The following is a 21,073-nucleotide window of genomic DNA, read 5'->3' on the forward strand; positions in this document are numbered from 1 at the left end:
GATTTAGCCTGAATTTGAACCGGGTGTTAACCGTGGGAGCAGATTAATTCAATAATTCGCGTAGTCGCTGACCGGCACATTCTGCTCTAGCCATTTCTCGACAGCAGCGGTTTTCTCGAATTTGGCTTCGGTTACGATATCCATGAACTTTTCGAGTTTGGTCAGGAAGGCACTGTCTTCGGATGAGTTACGTTGTAAGACAGCTTTGTAACCTTTCTGGGCATTGGCTGTCATTTTGTTCGTTTCATAGTCAAATAAAGGCGTATTATTCAGGCCATAAAAGGTATACAAGGTATAGTTATTCATCAGGTTCTTCACCTGTTGTACCCGATTGGACTTCGGATATTCGTTCAGGAATCGTTCCTGATTCAAAGCGCGATTGAGTATCTCCTGATAGCCAATGACCAGTGCACCATCATCGGCGGCAAGGTTGCTGGTTTCAACTGCCATAATATTAATGTATTGTTTGATGTCTGGTTTCACGTACGAGATATATTTCTGAAAAGCCATATAATTCATGATCGGATAGAGGGAACCTTCCAGCATAACCAGGCGATAACCGCTATCCCGTGCCTGCTGGAGCAGCGCACGCAGACTGGTGTCGTTGGTGCGGCTCATCAGTTGGGTGAAGCTATCATTCCACTTGTAGGCTTTGATCATCTTGTCCTGAACATTAGGCACCAGTAGACGGTCCGTCATGGCTGTTAACGCCTTGTTGCGGGCATTCTCCAGCTGTAAGACCATCAGAGTTGCATGATAAGTGGTGACTTGATTGATATGAGATTCGAGATAAGTATCCGCGGCAGGCAAGCCGTTCTTTTTGTAGAGCATGGACTGAAATGTTTTATATATCGTTGTTGAACTGGCAGTCGTGACTTTGGTATCTGTACTGGAAGAAGCGGCAGCAGCGACTCCGGATAAGGGAGCGACAGCCGTTTGGAGCAGCATGAGGATGGCGGTGGCTGTAATGAAGGTGCGCATGCCTTTACGTTTGGCAGATTGGAACGATGATGTCATAGATATGAACCTCCCGTAGTTGAGAAAATGATAGGTGCTGTTCACTAGTCACTATACATTAACCTAATTGATGCAGGATGTGGTTGCGGAATGGTGACAAATTCTTCTGTTATTTTTAACTTTTGGAGGGTGGAAGATAGAGGGAGAATTCTGAGAAAATATTTTTTGTACAACTGGAAACTTTTGAGCTGATCGGAACGTCTTAGTTGTGCATAGGTAAATACAGGAATTAATGAAAAGAACAGCGAATCTATTTCGATGTTAACTAAATGCGAGAATGGGGATATGGGATATGAGGAAAGCGGGAGGAAAACAAGTGAAGAAGGTAATGTCAGCGCTGGCTGTATCAGCCATGCTGATGTCCGCACTTCCAACGTCGGTTATGGATGCAGCCGCGAGGATCAGTATATATATTAATGATGCAGAGTTATCATCTGCTCAGGCACCTGTCATGAAAGGTGGACGCGTACTGGTTCCGCTGCGGTCGATTTTTGAAGGATTGGATGCGAAGGTACAGTACACGAACAGAACCAAAACGATTGTTGCAACGCGCGACGATCAGGAAGTTACTTTGACACTTGGTTCCAAAACGGCATACATCAACGGGGAAGCGATATCGCTGGATGTACCTGCGAACACGATTAAGGGCAACACGATGGTTCCAATTCGTTTTGTCAGTGAAGCTTTTGGAGAAAAAGTATTCTGGAACTCACGCAATCAGCGTGTAGATATCAAGACAACAGCAACACCTCCAGTAGATGAGACACAATATGCTGCATGGAACATCTATGGTTCGGTATCCGGAAGTAACGGAGATGGTCGTGACTTGACCGTGAGCTTCACACGTCCAACTTCAGAGAAGGCGGTATCTGCTTACCGGATTATGCTGGTAAAAACTCGCGATGTGAATAGCTTCACGGAGTCCTCAGCAACTGCCGTACCTTCTGCGAACTACACATCTGTTACACCAAATGGCAGCAACCCGAAACTGACACTTAATGCACAGACACGTGACGTAAACGGGGATTTGCTTAACAGCAATGAAACGTATCGCCTGTATGTACTGACTGTTGGTAACAGCAGCAATAATTATAAAAATGCATTGAACTGGTCTTCCCAAGCCTTGAAGCTCAATAATGTGAAATCCACGGTACAGGCAGTTACAAGTCTGCGTGCCGCAGATATTAGTGACTATGGCGATGGTCGCGATCTGGAGATTAACTTCACGCAGCCGAGCACAACATCGAACATTACGTATTATCGTGCTTTTGTTGTTAAAGCGAAGGATTCTTCTGCGTTCAATCTGGCTGCAGCGAACAAAGTGTCCAGTGCCAACTCAACGATCATATACAAAGGAAACAGTACCGCAGTGAAAAGCCAGCTGACTTCTTCGACACGGGATACGTCCGGCGAATTGATCAAAAGCGGTACAGCATATGTAGTTTACATCTTGTCGGTAAGCACTGATACAACAACAGACAGCAAGCTGTCCGCAGCAACATCTTCACTTACGCTGTCCGTGAACACAGCAACCTCTCCAGTAATTACGCAGGTGAAGGATAACTCGGATTATGGAGATGGTCGTGATATTCAGGTGAGCTTCAACCGTTCATCAGATGAGTCCAAGGTGGCGAATTATCGCGTCTTTGTGGTGCGCAACTCGGTTGCCAGCAGCTTTAATCTGACAACGGCGAGTAACCTGTCCTCCAGTCTGTACTATACGGTGAATAAAACAGGTAACAACATTACAACGACTTTGCCTTCATCCATGAAGGACACAAGTGGTTATAACGTAACGAATCTGCAAGATTATCGCATCTTTGTGATGGCGGTGGGCAATCAGCAAAATGGATACACCAATGCGCTGTCAGCTTCCTCCACAGCTCTGAGACTGACAACGACCGGTAACGCGGGAGTTATTAGCAACCTGTCTGTTGCGGATATTAGTGACTACGGTGATGGGCGTGATCTGCGGGTTTCTTTCAACAAAGCTGCGGATGAATCCAGAATCTCTGCCTACCGAGTATATGTAGTTCGTTCCGCTAATGTGGGCAGCTTCACACTAAGCGCAGCTAATGCGTCAAACAACTATACGCAGGTGAACAAAACGGGTGGTAACCTGTCCGTTACGCTTCCAAACTATGCGGTAGATACCAATGGTTATACCATTAGCAATAATGTTGCTTATCGGGTATTCGTTCTGTCGGTGAACAACAACGGAAACTCCAGTCAAAATGCTTTGTCTGGTTACTCTTCCCAGATTACATTGTCGGCAAACGCGGCTGTAACAGCTCCGAGCAATGTGGTTGCAACTGATATTGGGGATACTGGAGATGGACGTGATCTGCGTGTGACGTTCACTAAATCCGCAGATGAGACAAATGTGAATCATTATCGGGTGTTTGTAGTGAAAAATGCAAATGCAGGCAGCTTCAATCTGAACGTAGCCAATACAGTGAATAGCTCGAATTATACGTATGTAAGTAGAACTGGAAGCAACCAGACGATTACTTTGTCTAATGGTTCGAGATCAGTGGATGGTGACTTGATCCGTAATGATGTAGGCTATCGAGTGTACGTGATGGCTGTTAATAATAACACGTCTTTAGTGAATGCAATATCGTCAACCTCTGGTATAGTGACACTGACTTCAAATTCCGCTGTAGCAGTGGCGAGTAATGTGAATGCAACCGTTAAAGATCAAGGACAGTCTGGAACGCCTTCGGATGTAACAATAACCTTCAATAAGGCAACTAACGAGACCAATATCTCCAATTATCGTATCCTGATTGTGCCTGCTAACCAAGTGAGTGGATTCAATACAAGTTCTGCTCTTGGAATTAATTCTTTTATTGAAATTAACAAAAACAATGCAGGCAGTCCGGTAGTACTAAACGGTGGACATCGAGATATTAATGGTAGTGCCCTTGTAGCTGGACAGAAATACAGAGTGTTTGTCTTGTCCGTTTCGGACAGTACATCACGTGCTTCCAATCTGTCCCTTGCTTCCAATGAGTTTAATATCTTTACACAAGCAAATGTGGTTCAAACTGCTACTATTACAGGCCTTCAAAATACAAGTACTGTAACCGAAGCGAGTTATAAGCTTACCTTTACTAAACCAACTGCTGAAACGGGGATTTCTGCATACCGAATCTTTATTGTTAAAGGAACAGATAATTTGGATATTACTACAGCAAGCTCTAACACTAGCTACCCAATTGGAAATCCTGCAGCGGTTGAAGTTACTTTAACGAAATCAGCTATAGATTCAACTGGAGCCAATCTGGTGGAAGGAGGCGAGTATAAGGTGTATATTCTTTCAGTTGCTGCAAATACAACAACGAATAAACATACACTTTCAGGCCCATCGGATACATTCAAGCTTGAAAAAGCTCAGCCTACACAGGAGCAGACGTCTATTACCAATCCACCAGCCTCAAGTGAGGGGTAAACACCTCCACAGGGCTGAATGTAAAAATTTACACTGAAACAAACTCGAACACCCTTTCCATCCGGAAAGGGTGTTTTCATTATGTATGAACGACAATCGTCTGGCGTGAATTTCAGACTCGCTTTTTGAAAATCTTGTTGTCAAAAAGGTTCCTAAGACCATTGTTACATCGGGAACAAATAATGGATAATAAAGGGAAGTTGGCTATATAGATTGAACTAAATATTTACATGAAACGGACAGTGTAAATATCTTTAGTTCACCTTATGTAGGAGCCTATGAGCCGAAAGGAATGATGGAATGCTTGCATTTCGTTTGACAGGCCTGCCGGATTCCCGGTTGCCGCTGTACCTGTATTGTGTGGGGACACAGGAAGAGAAAGTTCTGCATAGACCGGATGGATTTCCGGTGTATCAGTTGTTTTTGTCACGCGGTGGTGAAGGGCAGTTCAAGATAACGGGAAAAGGGACATGGACGATAGGAGCAGGGCAGTTATTCATTGTGGAACCCGAGGTTCCGCATGAGTATGTGCCTCATTCCAAATCCAAAGGGGAACTGGGTTATATCGGTATTGGCGGTACATCGGCTGGATCGGTACTACAATCCGCGGGTTTGCTTCAGAACGAGCCGTGCCATATCTCTGGTTTTGAAATCATCTGGTCACGGATGACCAATCTCTGGCATGGGCTGGATCGAGGAGCAACGGAGATGTGGAACACATCAGCCCTTATCTACCAGCTTATTTTAGATATAGCACAATCGAAAATTCCATCTGATGTCGGTATTGGAGGTGTTGGATCATCGATGGCCCGTGACTTAGCTGTAAAACACTCTAATCGGGAGACCGATCCGAGCAAGGATGCACTCATCCGAGCAGTAGCATTGATGCATACGCACTATCAGGACGATCTGTTATTGAAGCATGTTGCTGACGCAGTGGGTTATTCGGTGCAGCATCTCAACCGACTATTTCACCAGCATTATGGCGTGACAGGGCATCAATATATGCAACGATTACGTTTGCAGAAGGCTTCGGACTGGATGGACAAGCATCCACGAGCAAGTGTGCGAGAGGCGGCAGAGACCGTAGGGATGGAAGTGAACTATTTTATCCGGATGTTCAAGCGGGAGTTTGGAGAGACACCGGGCAAAGGAATCAAACATCGGAACCAGCTCCAAATGGAAAAAGACCTCACGAATTCGTGAAGCCCCTTAATCGCTTATATACGTGTTATGCTGTTTTCTTTTGTCCAAATAAAGGCCTTACCGTTGCAAGTCCCACAACTCCGATCACTGCACTCACCCACGGAGCCAGTGCAAATACCGGAAGTTTATCACGCAGTGGATACCCTACAAAGAGCACAAGGACCACGATGACGATGTAAATGATGATTCCCTTAAGGTTAACCTTAGGTACGGTGTTCTTGTCCGCTCCTTCATCGTCCGGTCGTTCAGCAAGACGGCGAAGCATCTCCACCAATGCGATACCGCCAACTGCCGCAACGATCAGAGAGAACAGACTGATGTGTTGGAACGGCTCCGTATCTCCGCCAGTCCAACCCACGAACAATCCCACACATCCTTGAATCAACATGACAAAAGACAAAGCCGCCCAAGCGATCATGGCATACCACTTTGGTGTCCGTTTCACAGGCTCTGGATTCTCAGTTGGCTGTGGTTCTACAGCGTTGGCATTCTTTTTCGATGAAGCTGTTGAACTATTACCACGGGTTGGGCTGGATTTACCCACCTCAACGGCAGCCGTCTTCTCCGGTGCTGTATTTGTAATCCCGAGCTGTGCATGGATGTCTTGTTCCAGATCAGGTCCGTATAACTCGCGAGCGGATTTGTTATCCCGCTGAGCCTGTACGATCGCTTTTCCTGCGGAGAGTATCCACTCTTCTTGTGTTCTCTCGTCCGCTGGCGCATGACGCGCAATTGTGCTGATCTCGTCATACAGTTTCACATGTTCAGGTGTCATTCGACTCATCTCAGTTATTTGCCGATTCTGTATTTCTTTAAGCTTCTTATAGGAAATCCCCAATGATTGCTCCCCCTGTCTACACACGTTCTGATCTTCCAATTGACTGAAGACCCTGACGGTATTTTAGTATACGGGAAGGGCTCTCGTTTCGCAAAGTCATTCCTTATAAAAAAGCTGCTCATGGTGGACCCATATCCATACACAGGCCAGTATAACACAGGTGCATAACAGCACCAGTTTACCGTGATGTTGAATCCATTCCAGTAGATGTTCCATGAATTCATTCCTTTCGGCAGAAGGATTCCGAGGCATATGCTGCCTATGTTTGTTCGTTTATTTTCCCCCGTTCATGTGAAAAAATACCCTCACGCCTCCCAGATCTAACGATTGTGTGAAGTATGCATAAAGAGCAGCCGATTCCATCACAATAGTAGCATTTCCAACAGAAATCCAAGATTGGAGTGTGCTTGTTATGGATAAACAAACAGAATTGACGCGGAAGCTGCTACTGAACAGCAACTCCCGTGGAGTCGTGGACGAAGTTGTATCCTTTGAAGAGAACCTGGAGGATACGGAGTATGCAGAAGAACTGACAGATGGAAATTTGAAGGGAAGAAGTTTCTGGGACAATAGTGATTCGGGTCATGAGCATGAGTGGAATGGACGGGTGGAGACCCACGAGATGTTCCGTAGAAGCTACGAATAACGATCCTGCAACACTTGGTTTGAATTCCAAACGATATCCGGGCCAGCTGTCATCAGCGTGGCTCATTTTTTTTTGCTTATTATCCGATAAAATGTAGATTGGTAGTCGACGTAGAAAGGGTTCTTACTTACGTTGACTTGCAGGGTACGGGATGATAATATATGAATAACATCTTAATACACACTAAACTTATCGGATTATATATATTTAATAAATGAAGCTCAACAGGCTAAGCGTTGAAAGGGGAAATCGGTATGGAACGTCAGATCAGTATCCGTCATGGACAAGAAGAATTAACAGCCACGATTCATTATCCGGTTGTGAAAGATATCAAGGAGGAGAAGAGTCAGCAGCGCGTACCTCTGGCGGTCATCTGCCACGGCTTCGTTGGTAGCCGGATCGGCGTGGATCGTTTGTTTGTAAAGACTGCACGGGAGCTGGCTGAAGACGGTTATCTGGTCCTGCGTTTCGATTATATCGGTTGCGGAGAGAGCAGTGGGGAGTACGGAGCGGAGGGACTGGAGTCCATGGTGCTGCAGACTCGTTCGGTGCTGGATTACGCGGTGAATTGCAGTGATGTAGATCCTACGCGTGTTACGCTGATTGGTCATAGTCTGGGTGGTGCCGTTGCATTGCTAACTGCTGTACGTGACAAACGTGTCAAAAACCTGGTTATGTGGTCCTCCGTGGGTTATCCATTCAATGATATCGTGAAGATTACGGGACGGGAAGTATACGATGAAGGCGTGAAACTGGGTGCGGCTGATTATCTGGGATACAAATTCACACCAACGTTCTTCGAGTCTCTTGCTGAACAACAGCCATTCCAGGAAGCAGTTAAGTTTAGCGGAGATGTACTCGTCGTGCATGGCACGTCAGATGAGATTATTCCTGTAGACTACGCATTCCTGTATCAAAAGGTATTCTGGATGCGCCAAGAGGGCCGCTGTGACAAGGAGATCATCTTCCAGGGCGATCACACCTTCTCTTCAGGTAAAGAGCGGGAACAGCTAATTACGCGTACCAGAGAGTGGCTGGGCGAACGTCAGAAGATCGAGCAGGATTGGCAGCACTGGATGATATAAGTGGCAGGATTACAACTGTTTGGGGATGTCAGCTTGGAAAAGCGCCTTCTTAAGGGTAAAATAGAGGAGTAAGCATTCTATCCGTGTCTGGAGGTTGGCAGCAATGACATTACCCGCACTTTTCATTGCGCATGGTTCTCCCGCTCTGGCGGTGGAGAGCAATGACTACACTCACTTCTTGAACCAGCTTGGAGACAGGCTGCCGGCTCCGAAAGCCATTGTCGTATTTACGGCGCATTGGGATTGTCCTAAGCCGTCCGTGACGATGGATGATACACATCAGACCTTGCATGATTTTTACGGATTTCCTTCTACGATGTATACGATGGAATACCCTGCATCTGGGCAGCCAGATTTAGCGAACGAGATATGTGCTTTGTTCACCCGCAGCAATCTGGCACATCAGCCGATTCGAGGCCGAGGGCTGGATCATGGCGTATGGGTACCGTTGCTCCATATGTATCCCGAGGCTAACATACCTGTGATTGCTGTATCTGTAGACTCGCTGCGTACGCCGCAGGAACAGTATGATATTGGCCGAATGCTGGAACAGCTACGTCATGATGATGTGTTAATCATTGGCAGCGGTGGAACGGTTCACAATTTGCGATTGCTGGGCAATACGGATGAACCGCAAGAGTGGGCGGTTGAATTTGATAACTGGATTGGGGAGCGCTTGCAGCAGTGGAACACAAGAGAACTGTTTCAATATGAGAAAAAAGCCCCTCATGCACGTACGGCGGTTCCGTCGTATGGTACAGAACACATTGCACCTTTGTTCTACGCCATGGGTACAGCGGATATGTCCCGATCAGCGAAGCGTCTATTCCAGTCTTACCCTTACGGAACGCTCAGTTTGAACTGCTGGCAGTTTGGAGACGGCGTGTAACTTGGAACAGACAACAGCCTGATTATGGTGCTTGAAGCCAGTTTCGTACGGATAACATAACGTGTATTAATGCATACAATTACAATATATAAACAAAAGAAGGTTACTGTACACCCTTGAAGGGCTACAGTAACCTTTTTTCAATACGAGGACTTATTCATGCAATAGATCTTTATTTGCGGATTTCGAACAATTCACAGTCTGTACGCGAATGATAAGCGAGCTCACTGACACTGGATTGTACCACTACGGTGTTGCTGTCAAAACGGATAATGATGCCACCGGAGTCAATCTGGTGATTATCTTTAAAAACTCGAACCTTATACTTCATATTCATGGCTTCCTGGAAGTCCGCATCGGTCTCGAGACGTCGCTGGGTCGGCATATCGTGTACTCCTTTGAAGTTCAACTTTATTTCATCATAATACGATTTTCTGTGGATGGGCAAGTCAGTCAGGCATTCAGGCTGATTTTGAAAAGTAAAAAGCCCTGCTCTCCAGGGGGATTGGGAGCAGGGCCGAGAATTCTATGAATGATTGCTTAAGCTGTTTTTTGAGTAGGGCTAATCGTTGGTGTGTCTTTAGGAAGATTTCCTTTGTTGTTACGAGTGAACAATCCGCGAAGGTAAGGCAGTACCCAGTGATCCAGACCGATTTTACCTGCATTTGCACCAGCAACGACAAGGAAGATTTCCATTACAACCAGTTGAGCATTCGTGCTTACTGTTCCCGAGAAGAGGAACGCGAAGTTCATGACCATAGCCATCAGTGCTGCTAGTGTAGTGAAGCAACCGAGGATGAGACCCAAACCTACAAGGAATTCACCCAATGGGATAACGAAGTCGAACAGTCCTGCGTTTGGTACTGCGAATTTCTCAAGGAACGTTGCCCACCATGCTTGAACTGCTGGATGATCACCTGTTGCTTTTTCTACCGCACCGGCCAAGAACCCGCCAGCTTGGAATCCGCCAGTCAATTTGCTCCATCCGTGAGTCATCCAATCATAACCGATATACACCCGAAGTACTGTCAAAATCCACATTGCTACTTTGTTTTCTCTAAGCCATTGGTTTGTGCTGAACATATGAACCACTCCTTCATGGAATCTAGTGTGTGTTGTTTTTGTTTTTCTAAGTGATCACCTTTGATGTCTTTATTGTATAGTTCAAAAGTTGTTTTGTTTGTGATTAAAATCACAATCTAGTTCAAATTTTAAGTAAGGTTTGAGAAGTTCACATTTAGGACATATTTTTCTAGCTATATGCTGTTTCAAATGTGAATTTCAAGCTGTATCAAGGCCTTCTAGGCGCAGACAAATCGGATGGGGTGTGATTAAATGGAAAGAAATACGTGAAATGGTTGCCCACATGAGACATATATCACAACTTAGAACCAGGCCATATCGTTCAGGAGGTCCTCTATTGAAGCTTTTTAAATGGAACAAAGCAGCATCGGCTGCATCTCTGTTTATTCTCTCACTAAGTCTTGTTGCCTGCCAAAACCAGGAGGTGGCGCAGATGCCAGTTCAGCCAGAACCGACACCTGCACCAGTACAAGAAGAACACGTCGAGGAGTCCAACACGTCTCTCTATACAGCACCTCTGACGGGTCTGCCTGTAGATGAAGCGATTACGCGTCGACCACTCGCCGTAATGATTAATAATGCACCCGCAGCTCGGCCCCAATCGGGTCTAAGTTCAGCCGATATCATTCTTGAAGTTCTCGCTGAGGGAGGCATTACCCGTTTCATAGCCATCTTCCAGAGTGAAGGCGGTGCGGAGACGGTTGGACCCGTTCGCAGTATACGTCCATATCTAATTGAGCTCGGCGAGAGTTATGATGGGGTACTTGTTCACGCCGGAGGCAGTCCGGAGGCGTATTCCATTTTGCAAAGGCAGCAGAAACAGCATATGGATGAAATCTCGAATGGTGGACCTTACTTCTGGCGTTCCTCGGATCGTAAAGCCCCACATAATCTGTATACTTCAGCGGACAAGCTGAGAGAAGGGTCAGATATTAAGGGTTACAGCCATGATTTCAAGTCTCCCGTATACATCTATAACGAAGAAGGTGCGACATCCGCCGGAGAGGCAGTGAAGCAATTCGATATCCATTATTTATTGGATAGTTACCGGGTGACGTATGATTATGATGAAGTTAGCGGACGATATATGAGAATGGTGAATGGCAAGGCAGATCAGGATCTGGATAATGGGACTCAACTTGGCGCAGCGAACATCATTGTGGCAGGTGCAGATCACAAGGTGCTCGATAGTGTAGGTCGGTTGTCCGTTAATTTGGAACAGGGCGGGGAAGCCATGCTGTTTCAGAAGGGCAAGATGATTCGTGGGCAGTGGGTGAAGAAGCAGGGGGATATTATACGGTTTGTTCAAGGTGGCAGTGAAGTTGCTCTTGTACCGGGTAAAACCTTTATCAGCATTGTTCCCAATCAACCGGAATTTTCCAGTCATGTGAAGCTGGCTGCGCAGCAATAAAAGGATGTAATGAAAGAAAACAATGAAACATATATTCATTTTGTTGTCGAAAAGGCATTATATTTGTCCTTAGCGTGAAAAGTAGAATCGTGTCGATTTCGAATTTTGATGTCGAATTGTAAACGCAGTGTAAAATCTTGACTTGAATTTACCATTATTCCAAATAATTAAGATTCATTTCAGATTAATGTGATAAGAATATAAAAAAGGATCACACCTTTTGTACAAACCATGAAACAAATATGATAAGATATCAAAGGTTGTCATTTCATGTTTCATCGGTTGTCGGCAATTTTTCTCGTAAAGGGGATAGAGCTATGAAGCTTAAGAAGAAGAAGGATATATTTTTTGAGACACTGGAGAATATGGCAGATACGGTTGTTCAAGCGGCAGATTATTTCTCCCAGCATGTTTCCAACCTTCAGGATGTGACTCTTTTTGCTAATGAAATGAAGAAGTACGAGTCGAAATGTGATGATTACGTGCATACGATCATTACAGAACTCAACAAAACATTTATCACGCCGATCGAACGTGATGATATTATGGAGCTGACAACAACACTTGATGACGTATTGGACGGACTCGAAGCAACGGCTTCCCGTTTCTATATGTACCAACTGACAGATCCAGATGATGAGTTCGTCATACAGTTTGCTGAAATTTTGCGCCAATCGGCTTACGAAATTCAGAAGGCGATCCATCTGCTGTCCCAGAAAAAATTGCTCGCGATCCGTGAGTATACCATTCGTTTGAATGATCTGGAAAACCAAGGCGACGAAGTGCTGCGCATGTGTATCAAACATCTCTTCGCTACCGTGTCTGATCCGATTGAACTGATCAAGCGTAAGGAAATTTACGAACGTCTTGAGACAACAACGGATGCTTGTGAAGACGTAGCGAACGTGCTTGAATCCATCATTATGCGTAATTCTTAAGGAGCCAGAGAATAATGGAAACAACGATTTGGGTATTGGGTATAGTCGTCTTCCTTGCACTGGCGTTTGACTTCATCAACGGTTTTCACGACACGGCCAATGCCATTGCGACTTCGGTCTCAACCCGAGCATTGACGCCGCGTCGAGCTATTCTTATGGCAGCGGTGATGAACTTTGTCGGTGCGATGATGTTCACAGGCGTTGCGAAGACGATTGGGGGGAGTGTGACCGACCCCACCACGCTGGATAACGGGATAGAGGTCGTCATAGTCACCTTGATATCAGCGATTATCTGGAACCTGGTTACATGGTGGTTCGGTATTCCGTCTTCTTCCTCACATGCACTTATTGGAGCCCTTGCAGGTGCCGTACTCGTTGGCGCAGGATCTGATAAAGTGAAATGGAGCGGATTCATTGATATCGTCGGAGGTTTGTTGTTATCACCTCTGATCGCATTTGCCATCGGTTATGTGGTCATGACGATTCTCAAATATATTTTCGCCAAACGCAGTCCGCATAACGTGAACAAAGGTTTCCGTACGGTACAGATTTTCACGGCAGCACTGCAAGCATTCACGCATGGTACGAATGATGCACAGAAAGCAATGGGGATTATCACCTTTGCTCTAGTTGCAGCAGGTGTACAGGATAATCTGGATGTTCCGCTGTGGGTTAAAATCTCAGCGGCAACAGCGATGGCTCTGGGTACGTCCATCGGTGGTTGGAAAATCATCAAAACGATGGGTACCAAAATCTTTAAAATTGAACCGATTAATGGTTTTGCCGCGGATATTTCAGCTGCTTCCGTTATTTTCACAGCAACGTTGCTTCACCTTCCAGTTAGTACAACGCACGCGATCACCTCAGCTATTCTGGGTGTGGGTTCCGCGAAACGTTTCTCTGCTGTGAAATGGGGACTTGCTGGACGTATCATTATTACGTGGTTCATTACGATTCCGATTACTGCGGGACTGGCAGGATTGCTCTACTGGATTATTTTCTAAAAAGAGAAGTTATCCCGAACGAATTCGGGGTTACCAGACAATCTGTTCATAACTGTGTGAATATCGGGATATGTGGACAATTATACAACCAAAATCAAGAGACGCCTGTGCATGAACGTGTGGACAGGCTGGATATGTGGATAGCCATCCGTGGAATGATAAACCAAAAGAAGATATTCCTGTGGATACAGGGAACTGTGGATAGGGAAATGAGAGAAGCCAACAGGGTTGGCTTTTTTTGTTGTCGAGTTTGAATGCGTCTGTGGATATTTTGGACACGTGGGAGACGTACCTATGGTTAAAGTTGTACAATGACGTAAAGATACAGGACAAGGACGTGGTCTAATTTATGATTCGTACACTCGCCATTACACGAGAACATCAAGTCTCCGTTAACGTACCACTTACACAGCTGGATCTGAACGATTACGCCTGGGTATGGGCCGATTTTAACCAGCCAACGGAAGAGGAAAGCCGTTTGCTGGATACATATTTTCATTTTCACCCTTTAGCTATTGAGGACTGTCTGCATGTGTTGCAGCGGCCCAAGCTCGATTATTATGATAATCTGCAGTTTCTTGTGCTACATGCACTGAACCCGTCCACACTGGAAGCCGAGGAGGTTGACTTGTTTCTCGGATCAAACTTCCTAGTGTCTTTTCATCATGGCGTATTGGAGGAAGTGGATGAAGCGTGGGAACGCTTGTTGCACCATGCACATGAACGAACCATCTGGGCGCGAGGTCCGGTGGCAGCAGCCTATACGGTGATGGACAAGCTGGTCGATCATTATTTTCCGTCTCTATTTGCGATTGAGGATGAACTGGCCGAACTGGAGAACCGGGGTGGACAGGAGTCAGTTGAAGACTTGATGAACCAGGTGTTTGATCTGCGGACTCGATTGCTGAAGCTCAGACGAACGGTAGTACCGATGCGGGATCTGCTCTATCGGGTGGTCAATTCCCAGCATGTGCAGCGAACAGGCGAACATACGGCTTATTTTACCGATATCTATGACCATTTATTGAAGCTGACGGATATGATTGAAGCCGATCGGGAGATGACCGCTGACCTGCGCGACAGTTATATTTCCCTGAACTCCAACCGGATGAATCAGATCATGAAGACACTCACGGTGATTACGACTGTATTTATGCCGCTCACACTGATCGCGGGTATTTATGGCATGAACTTTGCCTATATGCCGGAGCTTCAATGGAAGTTTGGGTATGGTGCGGTGCTGCTGTTGATGTTTGTGCTTGGCGGAAGCATGGTGGCCTGGTTTGTAAAACGGGGCTGGTTTAAGTGAGAACCAGTGTAATCAGATGTTAGTAACATAAACTTGTAATAACGTGTATCCACAGGTAAAATATAACGACATGTGAATAGATTCTGGATGAATTATCCATACATATCATTGTGGAAGGATGGGATACGATGAGATTGGCAGAGGCTCTTGTACTGCGAGCAGATGAGCAGAAGAAGATAGCTCAGCTCAAGCAACGTCTGGAACGCGTAGTTAAAGTTCAGGAAGGTGAACAGCCAGCAGAGGACCCGCAGTTGCTTATGATCGACCTAGAGAATACGATCAGAAGTCTGACGGTATTGGTTAAGAAAATTAATAAGACCAATGCACAGACTGACTTCACAGCTGGAGTTACGCTTGCAGATGCCCTTGCAGAGCGGGATGGAATCATGCAAGAAAGAGCATCGTTTAACGAGGTTTTGCAGAATGCGTCCATTCGCCAGGATCGGTACAGTCGTTCTGAAGTGAAGTATGAGCGAACCGTGAACATAGCAGATATTCAACAAAAAGTGGATAGCCTTTCGAAATCCTACCGGGAACTGGATTTTAAAATTCAGGAGAAGAACTGGACCATAGACTTAATCGAGGAATAAAACTGCGTCGGTAACCCTATCCAAATGAAGCGAGCATAACCCACCAACGGGAAGTTGGAAACCTGGTAGACGCTGGGCCATGTCTAACCCATATCATCATTTAGCCCAATATTGTTACAAGAATGCGCAGCATGGATGTATCGTGTATCTTTCTAATTGTTACGACCATATGCAGGTCTTTGGATAGCGGTGAGGGTGGGTAAGGGGAATTGCAGTTTGAACTACATATGAAGAAGGCCACTGGGCCATGATCTCGGGCAGTAATAAATGTCGGGAGATGATGCTTGCCAGGTGGCCTTTCTGATTCTTCTATTAGAAGTTTTGAAAAAAAATGTATCCACATGTGAATAACTATTCCGCTTCAACAAGCTGTGTATAACTTATGATGACTTCCTTTTACTCCATTTCAAGAACAAAAGAAGTTGTAGCTGCTTCTTTGCCATTCACAAGAATGGTAAGCGTATGCAGACCGGCATAATATTTTCTCGTTGTGATGACTTTGAACGATTGTTTAGTAGCTACCTTGGTTCTGCCTGTCGGGTACATTTTATCGGAGCATTTGAATCGTTTGGGAGCCTGCTTGCCGTTGGCCTTCATATAACCCATCTCATATTCAATTCGCAGCATCTGTGACTCGCCGCTCTCATTAACGACATCAAACGAAAAGTGAAGATCCTCGCCAATGGAGATCGTATCCTGGGCAAGCTGAAGCTGCTCAATGTGAATTGCATCCTGCTGGTTATAACCAAAAAGACTCAGTGCTTTGCTATGTCCTTTCTTCAGTAATGACCTGCTGGCATGCCGGACAATCCAGTCTGTGTGTACATGTTGTCCGTACCATGTCGTGGCCAGATCCATAACCAGTTCAGGGTGGTCCTTGGAGATGTCATTCAGATGATTGGCGACACTTTTGCGAACATAGAGGGACTCGTCCTGTTTCAATACATGCAGAATCGGAAGTACAGGTGTTGGATCAGTGATAAAGTTCTGGAGTTTCGCACCCCATGGCAAACGTGGCCGGCTGCCCTCACTGGCAAGTCTGCGGATATGCTCGTTGTTGCTCTCTGCCCACGCCATCATATGTTTCATCGTTTGGATTGGATAATGTTCAATAAACGGGCGTACCGCGAACTCCGAGCTGGAATAAGGTGTGAAGAGGGTCAGATACTTCATGGATAACTCGTAATCCTCTGGGTCAAGTCCGTTCACTTCGATAAAATCCGGTACAAATAGATATTCAACGCCTCTCATCGTAGGGGCGGCTTGTTCGATAATATGTAATGCTTCCTCATAATTGTCCGGCAGTACCTGGGTCAAAGCCAATGTGATTCTGCGAATGCGCGCTTTGAATTCCAACTGTTCCCAGCCTTCAGCGAAAACCAATTCATGAAATTGCTGTGTATCCAGCTTCGGGTAGAATTGACGCATCTGTTCGCCGGTCCGATCGATTAATGCGGGAGTGTATTTATCTTTGATAAGTTCCATGGTCCGCCTCCTTTAGTTACTATCCAGTATACCTCAAATTACAGAAATAAGAACGTAAGTTCCTGAAATTTATTTGTATACGGATGGACGGTGTTAAGGCACCCGCCTTCTGTAAGGGGGTGCCTGAATCTTCTTAACCTTTGTGACTTTTGGGACGGCGCTTCGTGGAATTGGATTTGCGACGGGTTGGAGTCGTATTACGGCGACGTGGAACATTCGTTGCTTTGTTCCGACGTTTGTTTTTGCGTTTGCGGGACGGCTTATATTCTTCATAGTCTGCATCGGCCGCGCTGCTATCCGTTTTTCCTTTTCCAAAAGGCAGAATGCCCATAACAAGTTTCATCATCGGAGCCATCTGCTGGATCCCACCGACGACCTTTTGCATTTTTCCTATTCCAGTCATGATTCCATCAATACCCCCGAAGCGGTCGATCATTCCTTTTAACTCACCGATGTTGGCTAATGAAAAGCCGGAACTGCCAGTAGCAGGCGCCGGTACCGGAGCTGGGGGAAGAACCTGAGCTGCACCTCCATAAAAGTTCCCTCCTGGAGCACCTTGCCCATACGGTACGACTGCAGAAGCTTCGACTTCACCGAAGCTCGGGTAATGGGGCTCTACTCCAGGATACATCGGTTGGATCTGGGTTTCATTCAAAGACCGCGGAACCACACCGGGCGGCATATAGGCAGAAGTATGTGCCTGCCGATGAGCATGAGAAGACGGACGCTGCCCTGGTGCTGGCTGGCGGTGATAATAATGCTGTGGCATGAACAATCACGTTCCTTCTATTGGATTTCGGAATTGCGTTCCATGAGTTGCATGACAGATGTACATCATAGACCCTTGTGGAACTCCCTTTTGTTATACTGTATGTCATTCGCGGAGAGACGGCGTAGGCGGGTATCCCGGAAAACGGGATATTTGCGGATTTGGGCGCATGTAAGATGGCAGGTTCACGAAGAGTAAAATGCAGTTTAGACACAAAATTGTCACATTTAGAAGGATTGAAATCCTACATAAGTAATCGGATATATACAGGTGAAAACTGGGAAAAAGCGCGGAAATTTCGCCCGATGTACGCGAGGGGAGGACAATAGTACCTTTTGTAAGCGGTAACATGTATTTTTATTCTGTAGTGCGTGAAATCGGTAACGCTTGAAATACCAACTCAGGGTGAGTACAATGTAGGTACACAGTAACCGCTAGGGGATGATGATGAAATGCAGCTGAAAAAGCTAAATGATAAAAGCATTGAACAACTATTCGAGGCTATTTTGACGCTAAAAGATATTGAAGAGTGTTATGTGTTCTTTGATGACCTCTGCACAGTTAACGAGATCCAATCCATGTCCCAGCGGCTGGAAGTGGCTCGTATGTTGGGTAAAGGCAATACGTATAACCAGATTGAAGCAGAGACAGGTGCGAGTACAGCTACAATTTCACGTGTGAAACGCTGCCTGAATTACGGTAATGATGGTTATAAAATGACGCTGGAACGCCTGGGACGCTAACATGAAGAAGCCGGGTGTACTCATCATCAGTCACGGTTCACAGGAGCAGACCTGGGTGGAATCCGTCGATGACGCGATCTCCCGGTTGAATCTGCCTGTTCCATTACCGGTTGAAGCCGGTTTTCTTGAACTTGTGGAAGGACGCCTGATCCAGGACGGTATCGACCGACTGGAAGCCCAAGGCGTAACCGATATTCTGGTTGTACCTCTATTTGTTTCGTCCGGGAGTACACATGTGGATGAAATTGAATATGCCATTGGTGCAAAGGAAACACCTGATCGCGAAACGGATCTGGAACCGTTCGATGTGAAGGCTCGGGTTCACTTCGGTTATCCGGTGGATAACGATCCAGATATTGCCGTGATGGTGTGGGACAAAGTCCGATTACTGTCGCAGCAACCGGAGGAAGAAACGATTCTGCTGGTTGGCCATGGGAGTATTCATGATGGTTTTCGCGAGCGTTGGGAAGCCGGAATTTCTTCCCTTGCAGAGCGTGTGCAGGAAGTTAGTGATGTAGCCCATACGGATTATGCATTGCTGAATCCGGAGAGTGTGTACGACAAAGTGAAGTACTGGAGCGAAGAGCGGGGGAACCGAGTCATTGTGGCGCCGCTGTTTTTGAGTGCCGGTTATTTCACGAGGAACGTTATCCCGGGTCGGTTGCAAGAACTGAACTATGTGTACAGCGGTGAGACACTATTACCACATCCATTGCTTGGACAGTGGCTGGAGCGTCAGATCCAGATTTTGCTGGAGAGATGTAATGAAGTTAAAGCTTCTTCTTGAAGTGATTGCTTTGGCATAGGTGTGTGATTGCATCGCTCGCAGTAATGTCGCATCAATTGATTTGAACTCCATAGCTTCATAAACAATCAAACCACGTCGAAGGACGTGGTTTTTGTTTGTTGTAGATCACTTGAAAGAGATTGGGCTATCCATTAATGGGTGCGTGCAATTGCAGATGTAGCTCCAGTAAATTTATTAATTGGTCAACGATCTCCTCGGCCGGATAAGGCATGGAGTTCATAATCCACCACTCCAGGAGGCCCACAGCAGCGGAAGCAAGAAACTGTATGGTGATCTCTTTTTTCATACCTTCCTGGATGCCACAGGCATCCATCTGTTCCTCCACTCCCTGGACCAACAATGTCATCAACTTACTACGGAACGCTGGAATACCTTTTTTAGTTAGAAGTGTGGTATAGGTAGAGGCATGCTGTTCCAGATAACTGAAGGTTCGGAGCAGCGCATCCTTGGCCGTAACGGGTGTTGTAGTAGGGCTTTCGATCATACAGGCATCCAACAACCGCTGCAAATAGGTCTCAATGCATTGATCCAACAGGTCGAACTTGTCAGCGTAATGCAAATAGATGGTTCCTCGGTTTACATTAGCCCGATCTGCAATATCGTTTATCGTAATTTGCTCGAATTCCTGTTCCTCCAGTAACCCCACAAAAGCTTCAATTATCGCCTTTCGTGTCTTGAGTACTCGTCTGTCCATGGCCCCTCCTATGATGGTTTTCAACAATAAGGAATCATTCGTTGATTATTCAACAAAAACAGATATTTTAACGATTGAAGCACAGTAGGTGCTTTGTTAATCTTATTTTATCAACAAATGTTCATAAAGCAACGAATATTGATAAAATATGAAATAGAGGGATAACCAATGAAAATATTAGTGTATGGTGCAGGTGTTTTGGGCAGTCAACTGGCACAAGTTCTGGTACGTGGCGGGAATGATGTTACTATTCTGGCTAGAGGGAAGCGGGCAGAGGAGCTGGAGAAGGATGGAATCGTCATCCGGCATATTTTTCAATTCAAAACGACAGTTGATCAGGTTCGGGTAGCCAGAACGTTGGAAGTGGATGACCAATATGATCTGATTTTTGTTGTCATGAAATATAACGATTTTCCTTCAGTGTTACCTATCCTGGCAGACAATCAGAGCAGCAATATTGTGATTGTGGGAAACAACGCAGATGCACGAAGCATGCAAAACTTTTTGGAGGAAAACAGCAGGGTAGCAAAACAGGTCGCGTTTGGATTCCATGTGAGTGCAGGGAAGCGGGAAAAGGACCGCATGTTATCGGTCGGTGGAGGCAGCGGACAAATGGTAATTGGAAGTCTGGACGGTGAAATAGGCTTTAAACCTTTGCTGGATCAAGCTTTCCAACATGTGAAATACAAGTTAAATGTTCTGAGCGATATTGATGCCTGGCTGAAAAGCCATATCATCCCCATTCTGATGCTTAATGCGGTGAGCTTTAATGAGGAGCGTGAGTTGATCAAGTTGGACGGGAATAGAAAGCAAATCCAACATATGATTGAGGCGATGGATGAGGGTATTAGCGTACTGGAGGCAATGGGCATATCGGTTACACCCGAGATTCAGGGCAGATTGATTCGTAAACATAAACGCACGTTGTATCTATTATTAAAAATCTATAGTCTTCTTCCGATGCATAAACTCTTAGCTGGTGCTTTTGGTGAAATCGAAGCGTTAAGTGACGCATTCACGGATTGGAAAAAGACAACAGGCACCCCGACTCCCCATTGGGATGTGCTGAAAAGAGATTTTACTCCCCTTAAATGAAGTGTTGCT

General features: G+C 45.8%; 20 protein-coding genes. 13 read left to right on the forward strand and 7 right to left on the reverse strand.

Translation table 11 applies throughout. The features are described from left to right. Window positions 1-48: 48 nt before the first annotated feature. Complete coding sequence (locus tag PAEAM_RS01100) at window positions 49-1,017, reverse strand: hypothetical protein (RefSeq protein ID WP_100526319.1); 969 nt, start codon at window positions 1,015-1,017, stop codon at window positions 49-51. Window positions 1,018-1,333: 316 nt separating this feature from the next. Here PAEAM_RS01100 and PAEAM_RS01105 point away from each other — a divergent pair, with 316 nt between their 5' ends. Continuing rightward, window positions 1,334-4,471, forward strand: a complete 3,138-nt coding sequence (locus tag PAEAM_RS01105) for a copper amine oxidase N-terminal domain-containing protein (RefSeq protein ID WP_165789796.1) — start codon at window positions 1,334-1,336, stop codon at window positions 4,469-4,471. A gap of 300 nt (window positions 4,472-4,771) precedes the next feature. Further along, a complete protein-coding gene (locus tag PAEAM_RS01110) occupies window positions 4,772-5,677 on the forward strand; it encodes an AraC family transcriptional regulator (protein ID WP_100526321.1) in 906 nt (301 codons plus the stop codon). Window positions 5,678-5,702: 25 nt separating this feature from the next. Here PAEAM_RS01110 and PAEAM_RS01115 read toward each other — a convergent pair whose 3' ends face one another. Further along, window positions 5,703-6,515: a DUF1129 family protein gene (locus PAEAM_RS01115; RefSeq protein WP_100526322.1), complete on the reverse strand. Its 813-nt coding sequence runs from the start codon at window positions 6,513-6,515 to the stop codon at window positions 5,703-5,705. A gap of 412 nt (window positions 6,516-6,927) precedes the next feature. Between PAEAM_RS01115 and PAEAM_RS01120 the strand changes: the two genes are divergently transcribed. The 3 genes from PAEAM_RS01120 to PAEAM_RS01130 all read left to right on the forward strand — a co-directional run bounded on the left by PAEAM_RS01120 (window position 6,928) and on the right by PAEAM_RS01130 (window position 9,135). Beyond that, window positions 6,928-7,161, forward strand: a complete 234-nt coding sequence (locus PAEAM_RS01120) for a hypothetical protein (RefSeq protein ID WP_047840502.1) — start codon at window positions 6,928-6,930, stop codon at window positions 7,159-7,161. 254 nt (window positions 7,162-7,415) lie between these two features. After that, on the forward strand, window positions 7,416-8,246 hold the full coding sequence (locus PAEAM_RS01125) for an alpha/beta hydrolase (protein ID WP_036606057.1): 831 nt from the start codon (window positions 7,416-7,418) through the stop codon (window positions 8,244-8,246). Window positions 8,247-8,349: 103 nt separating this feature from the next. Next, window positions 8,350-9,135, forward strand: coding sequence for a DODA-type extradiol aromatic ring-opening family dioxygenase (locus PAEAM_RS01130; RefSeq protein ID WP_100526323.1), 786 nt, complete (start codon window positions 8,350-8,352; stop codon window positions 9,133-9,135). Between the two features lie 172 nt (window positions 9,136-9,307). Here PAEAM_RS01130 and PAEAM_RS01135 read toward each other — a convergent pair whose 3' ends face one another. Continuing rightward, window positions 9,308-9,520 (reverse strand): hypothetical protein, encoded by a 213-nt coding sequence (locus PAEAM_RS01135; RefSeq protein ID WP_017690673.1) that lies wholly within the window; start codon window positions 9,518-9,520, stop codon window positions 9,308-9,310. A 155-nt stretch (window positions 9,521-9,675) separates the two neighbouring features. Next, a complete protein-coding gene (locus tag PAEAM_RS01140; RefSeq protein ID WP_036606056.1) occupies window positions 9,676-10,218 on the reverse strand; it encodes a DoxX family protein in 543 nt (180 codons plus the stop codon). A gap of 337 nt (window positions 10,219-10,555) precedes the next feature. Between PAEAM_RS01140 and PAEAM_RS01145 the strand changes: the two genes are divergently transcribed. The 5 genes from PAEAM_RS01145 (at window position 10,556) to PAEAM_RS01165 (ending at window position 15,470) form a co-directional block, all read left to right on the forward strand. Further along, complete coding sequence (locus tag PAEAM_RS01145; protein WP_100526324.1) at window positions 10,556-11,629, forward strand: DUF3048 domain-containing protein; 1,074 nt, start codon at window positions 10,556-10,558, stop codon at window positions 11,627-11,629. 317 nt (window positions 11,630-11,946) lie between these two features. Next, window positions 11,947-12,567, forward strand: coding sequence for a DUF47 domain-containing protein (locus PAEAM_RS01150; RefSeq protein ID WP_017690670.1), 621 nt, complete (start codon window positions 11,947-11,949; stop codon window positions 12,565-12,567). A gap of 14 nt (window positions 12,568-12,581) precedes the next feature. Beyond that, window positions 12,582-13,571: an inorganic phosphate transporter gene (locus tag PAEAM_RS01155; protein ID WP_036606054.1), complete on the forward strand. Its 990-nt coding sequence runs from the start codon at window positions 12,582-12,584 to the stop codon at window positions 13,569-13,571. A gap of 349 nt (window positions 13,572-13,920) precedes the next feature. Then, window positions 13,921-14,880, forward strand: coding sequence for a magnesium/cobalt transporter CorA (gene corA, locus PAEAM_RS01160; RefSeq protein WP_036668386.1), 960 nt, complete (start codon window positions 13,921-13,923; stop codon window positions 14,878-14,880). 128 nt (window positions 14,881-15,008) lie between these two features. Next, window positions 15,009-15,470, forward strand: coding sequence for a DIP1984 family protein (locus tag PAEAM_RS01165; protein WP_036668384.1), 462 nt, complete (start codon window positions 15,009-15,011; stop codon window positions 15,468-15,470). A 396-nt stretch (window positions 15,471-15,866) separates the two neighbouring features. Here PAEAM_RS01165 and PAEAM_RS01170 read toward each other — a convergent pair whose 3' ends face one another. Continuing rightward, the gene (locus PAEAM_RS01170; protein WP_100526325.1) at window positions 15,867-16,955 is read right to left on the reverse strand and encodes a DNA alkylation repair protein; all 1,089 of its coding nucleotides are present in this window, start codon (window positions 16,953-16,955) and stop codon (window positions 15,867-15,869) included. Window positions 16,956-17,088: 133 nt separating this feature from the next. After that, a complete protein-coding gene (locus PAEAM_RS01175; protein WP_133120398.1) occupies window positions 17,089-17,724 on the reverse strand; it encodes a tyrosine protein kinase in 636 nt (211 codons plus the stop codon). A 452-nt stretch (window positions 17,725-18,176) separates the two neighbouring features. Between PAEAM_RS01175 and PAEAM_RS01180 the strand changes: the two genes are divergently transcribed. After that, window positions 18,177-18,467, forward strand: coding sequence for a YerC/YecD family TrpR-related protein (locus tag PAEAM_RS01180; protein WP_017690665.1), 291 nt, complete (start codon window positions 18,177-18,179; stop codon window positions 18,465-18,467). A gap of 1 nt (window position 18,468) precedes the next feature. Further along, window positions 18,469-19,254: a sirohydrochlorin chelatase gene (locus tag PAEAM_RS01185; RefSeq protein WP_100526327.1), complete on the forward strand. Its 786-nt coding sequence runs from the start codon at window positions 18,469-18,471 to the stop codon at window positions 19,252-19,254. Between the two features lie 145 nt (window positions 19,255-19,399). Here PAEAM_RS01185 and PAEAM_RS01190 read toward each other — a convergent pair whose 3' ends face one another. Next, complete coding sequence (locus PAEAM_RS01190) at window positions 19,400-19,969, reverse strand: TetR/AcrR family transcriptional regulator (RefSeq protein WP_100526328.1); 570 nt, start codon at window positions 19,967-19,969, stop codon at window positions 19,400-19,402. 168 nt (window positions 19,970-20,137) lie between these two features. Here PAEAM_RS01190 and PAEAM_RS01195 point away from each other — a divergent pair, with 168 nt between their 5' ends. Further along, on the forward strand, window positions 20,138-21,064 hold the full coding sequence (locus PAEAM_RS01195) for a ketopantoate reductase family protein (protein ID WP_100526329.1): 927 nt from the start codon (window positions 20,138-20,140) through the stop codon (window positions 21,062-21,064). Window positions 21,065-21,073 lie beyond the last annotated feature (9 nt).

Origin of the sequence: Paenibacillus sp. GM1FR (assembly GCF_002803315.1) — a bacterium.
GTDB lineage: Bacteria > Bacillota > Bacilli > Paenibacillales > Paenibacillaceae > Paenibacillus > Paenibacillus amylolyticus.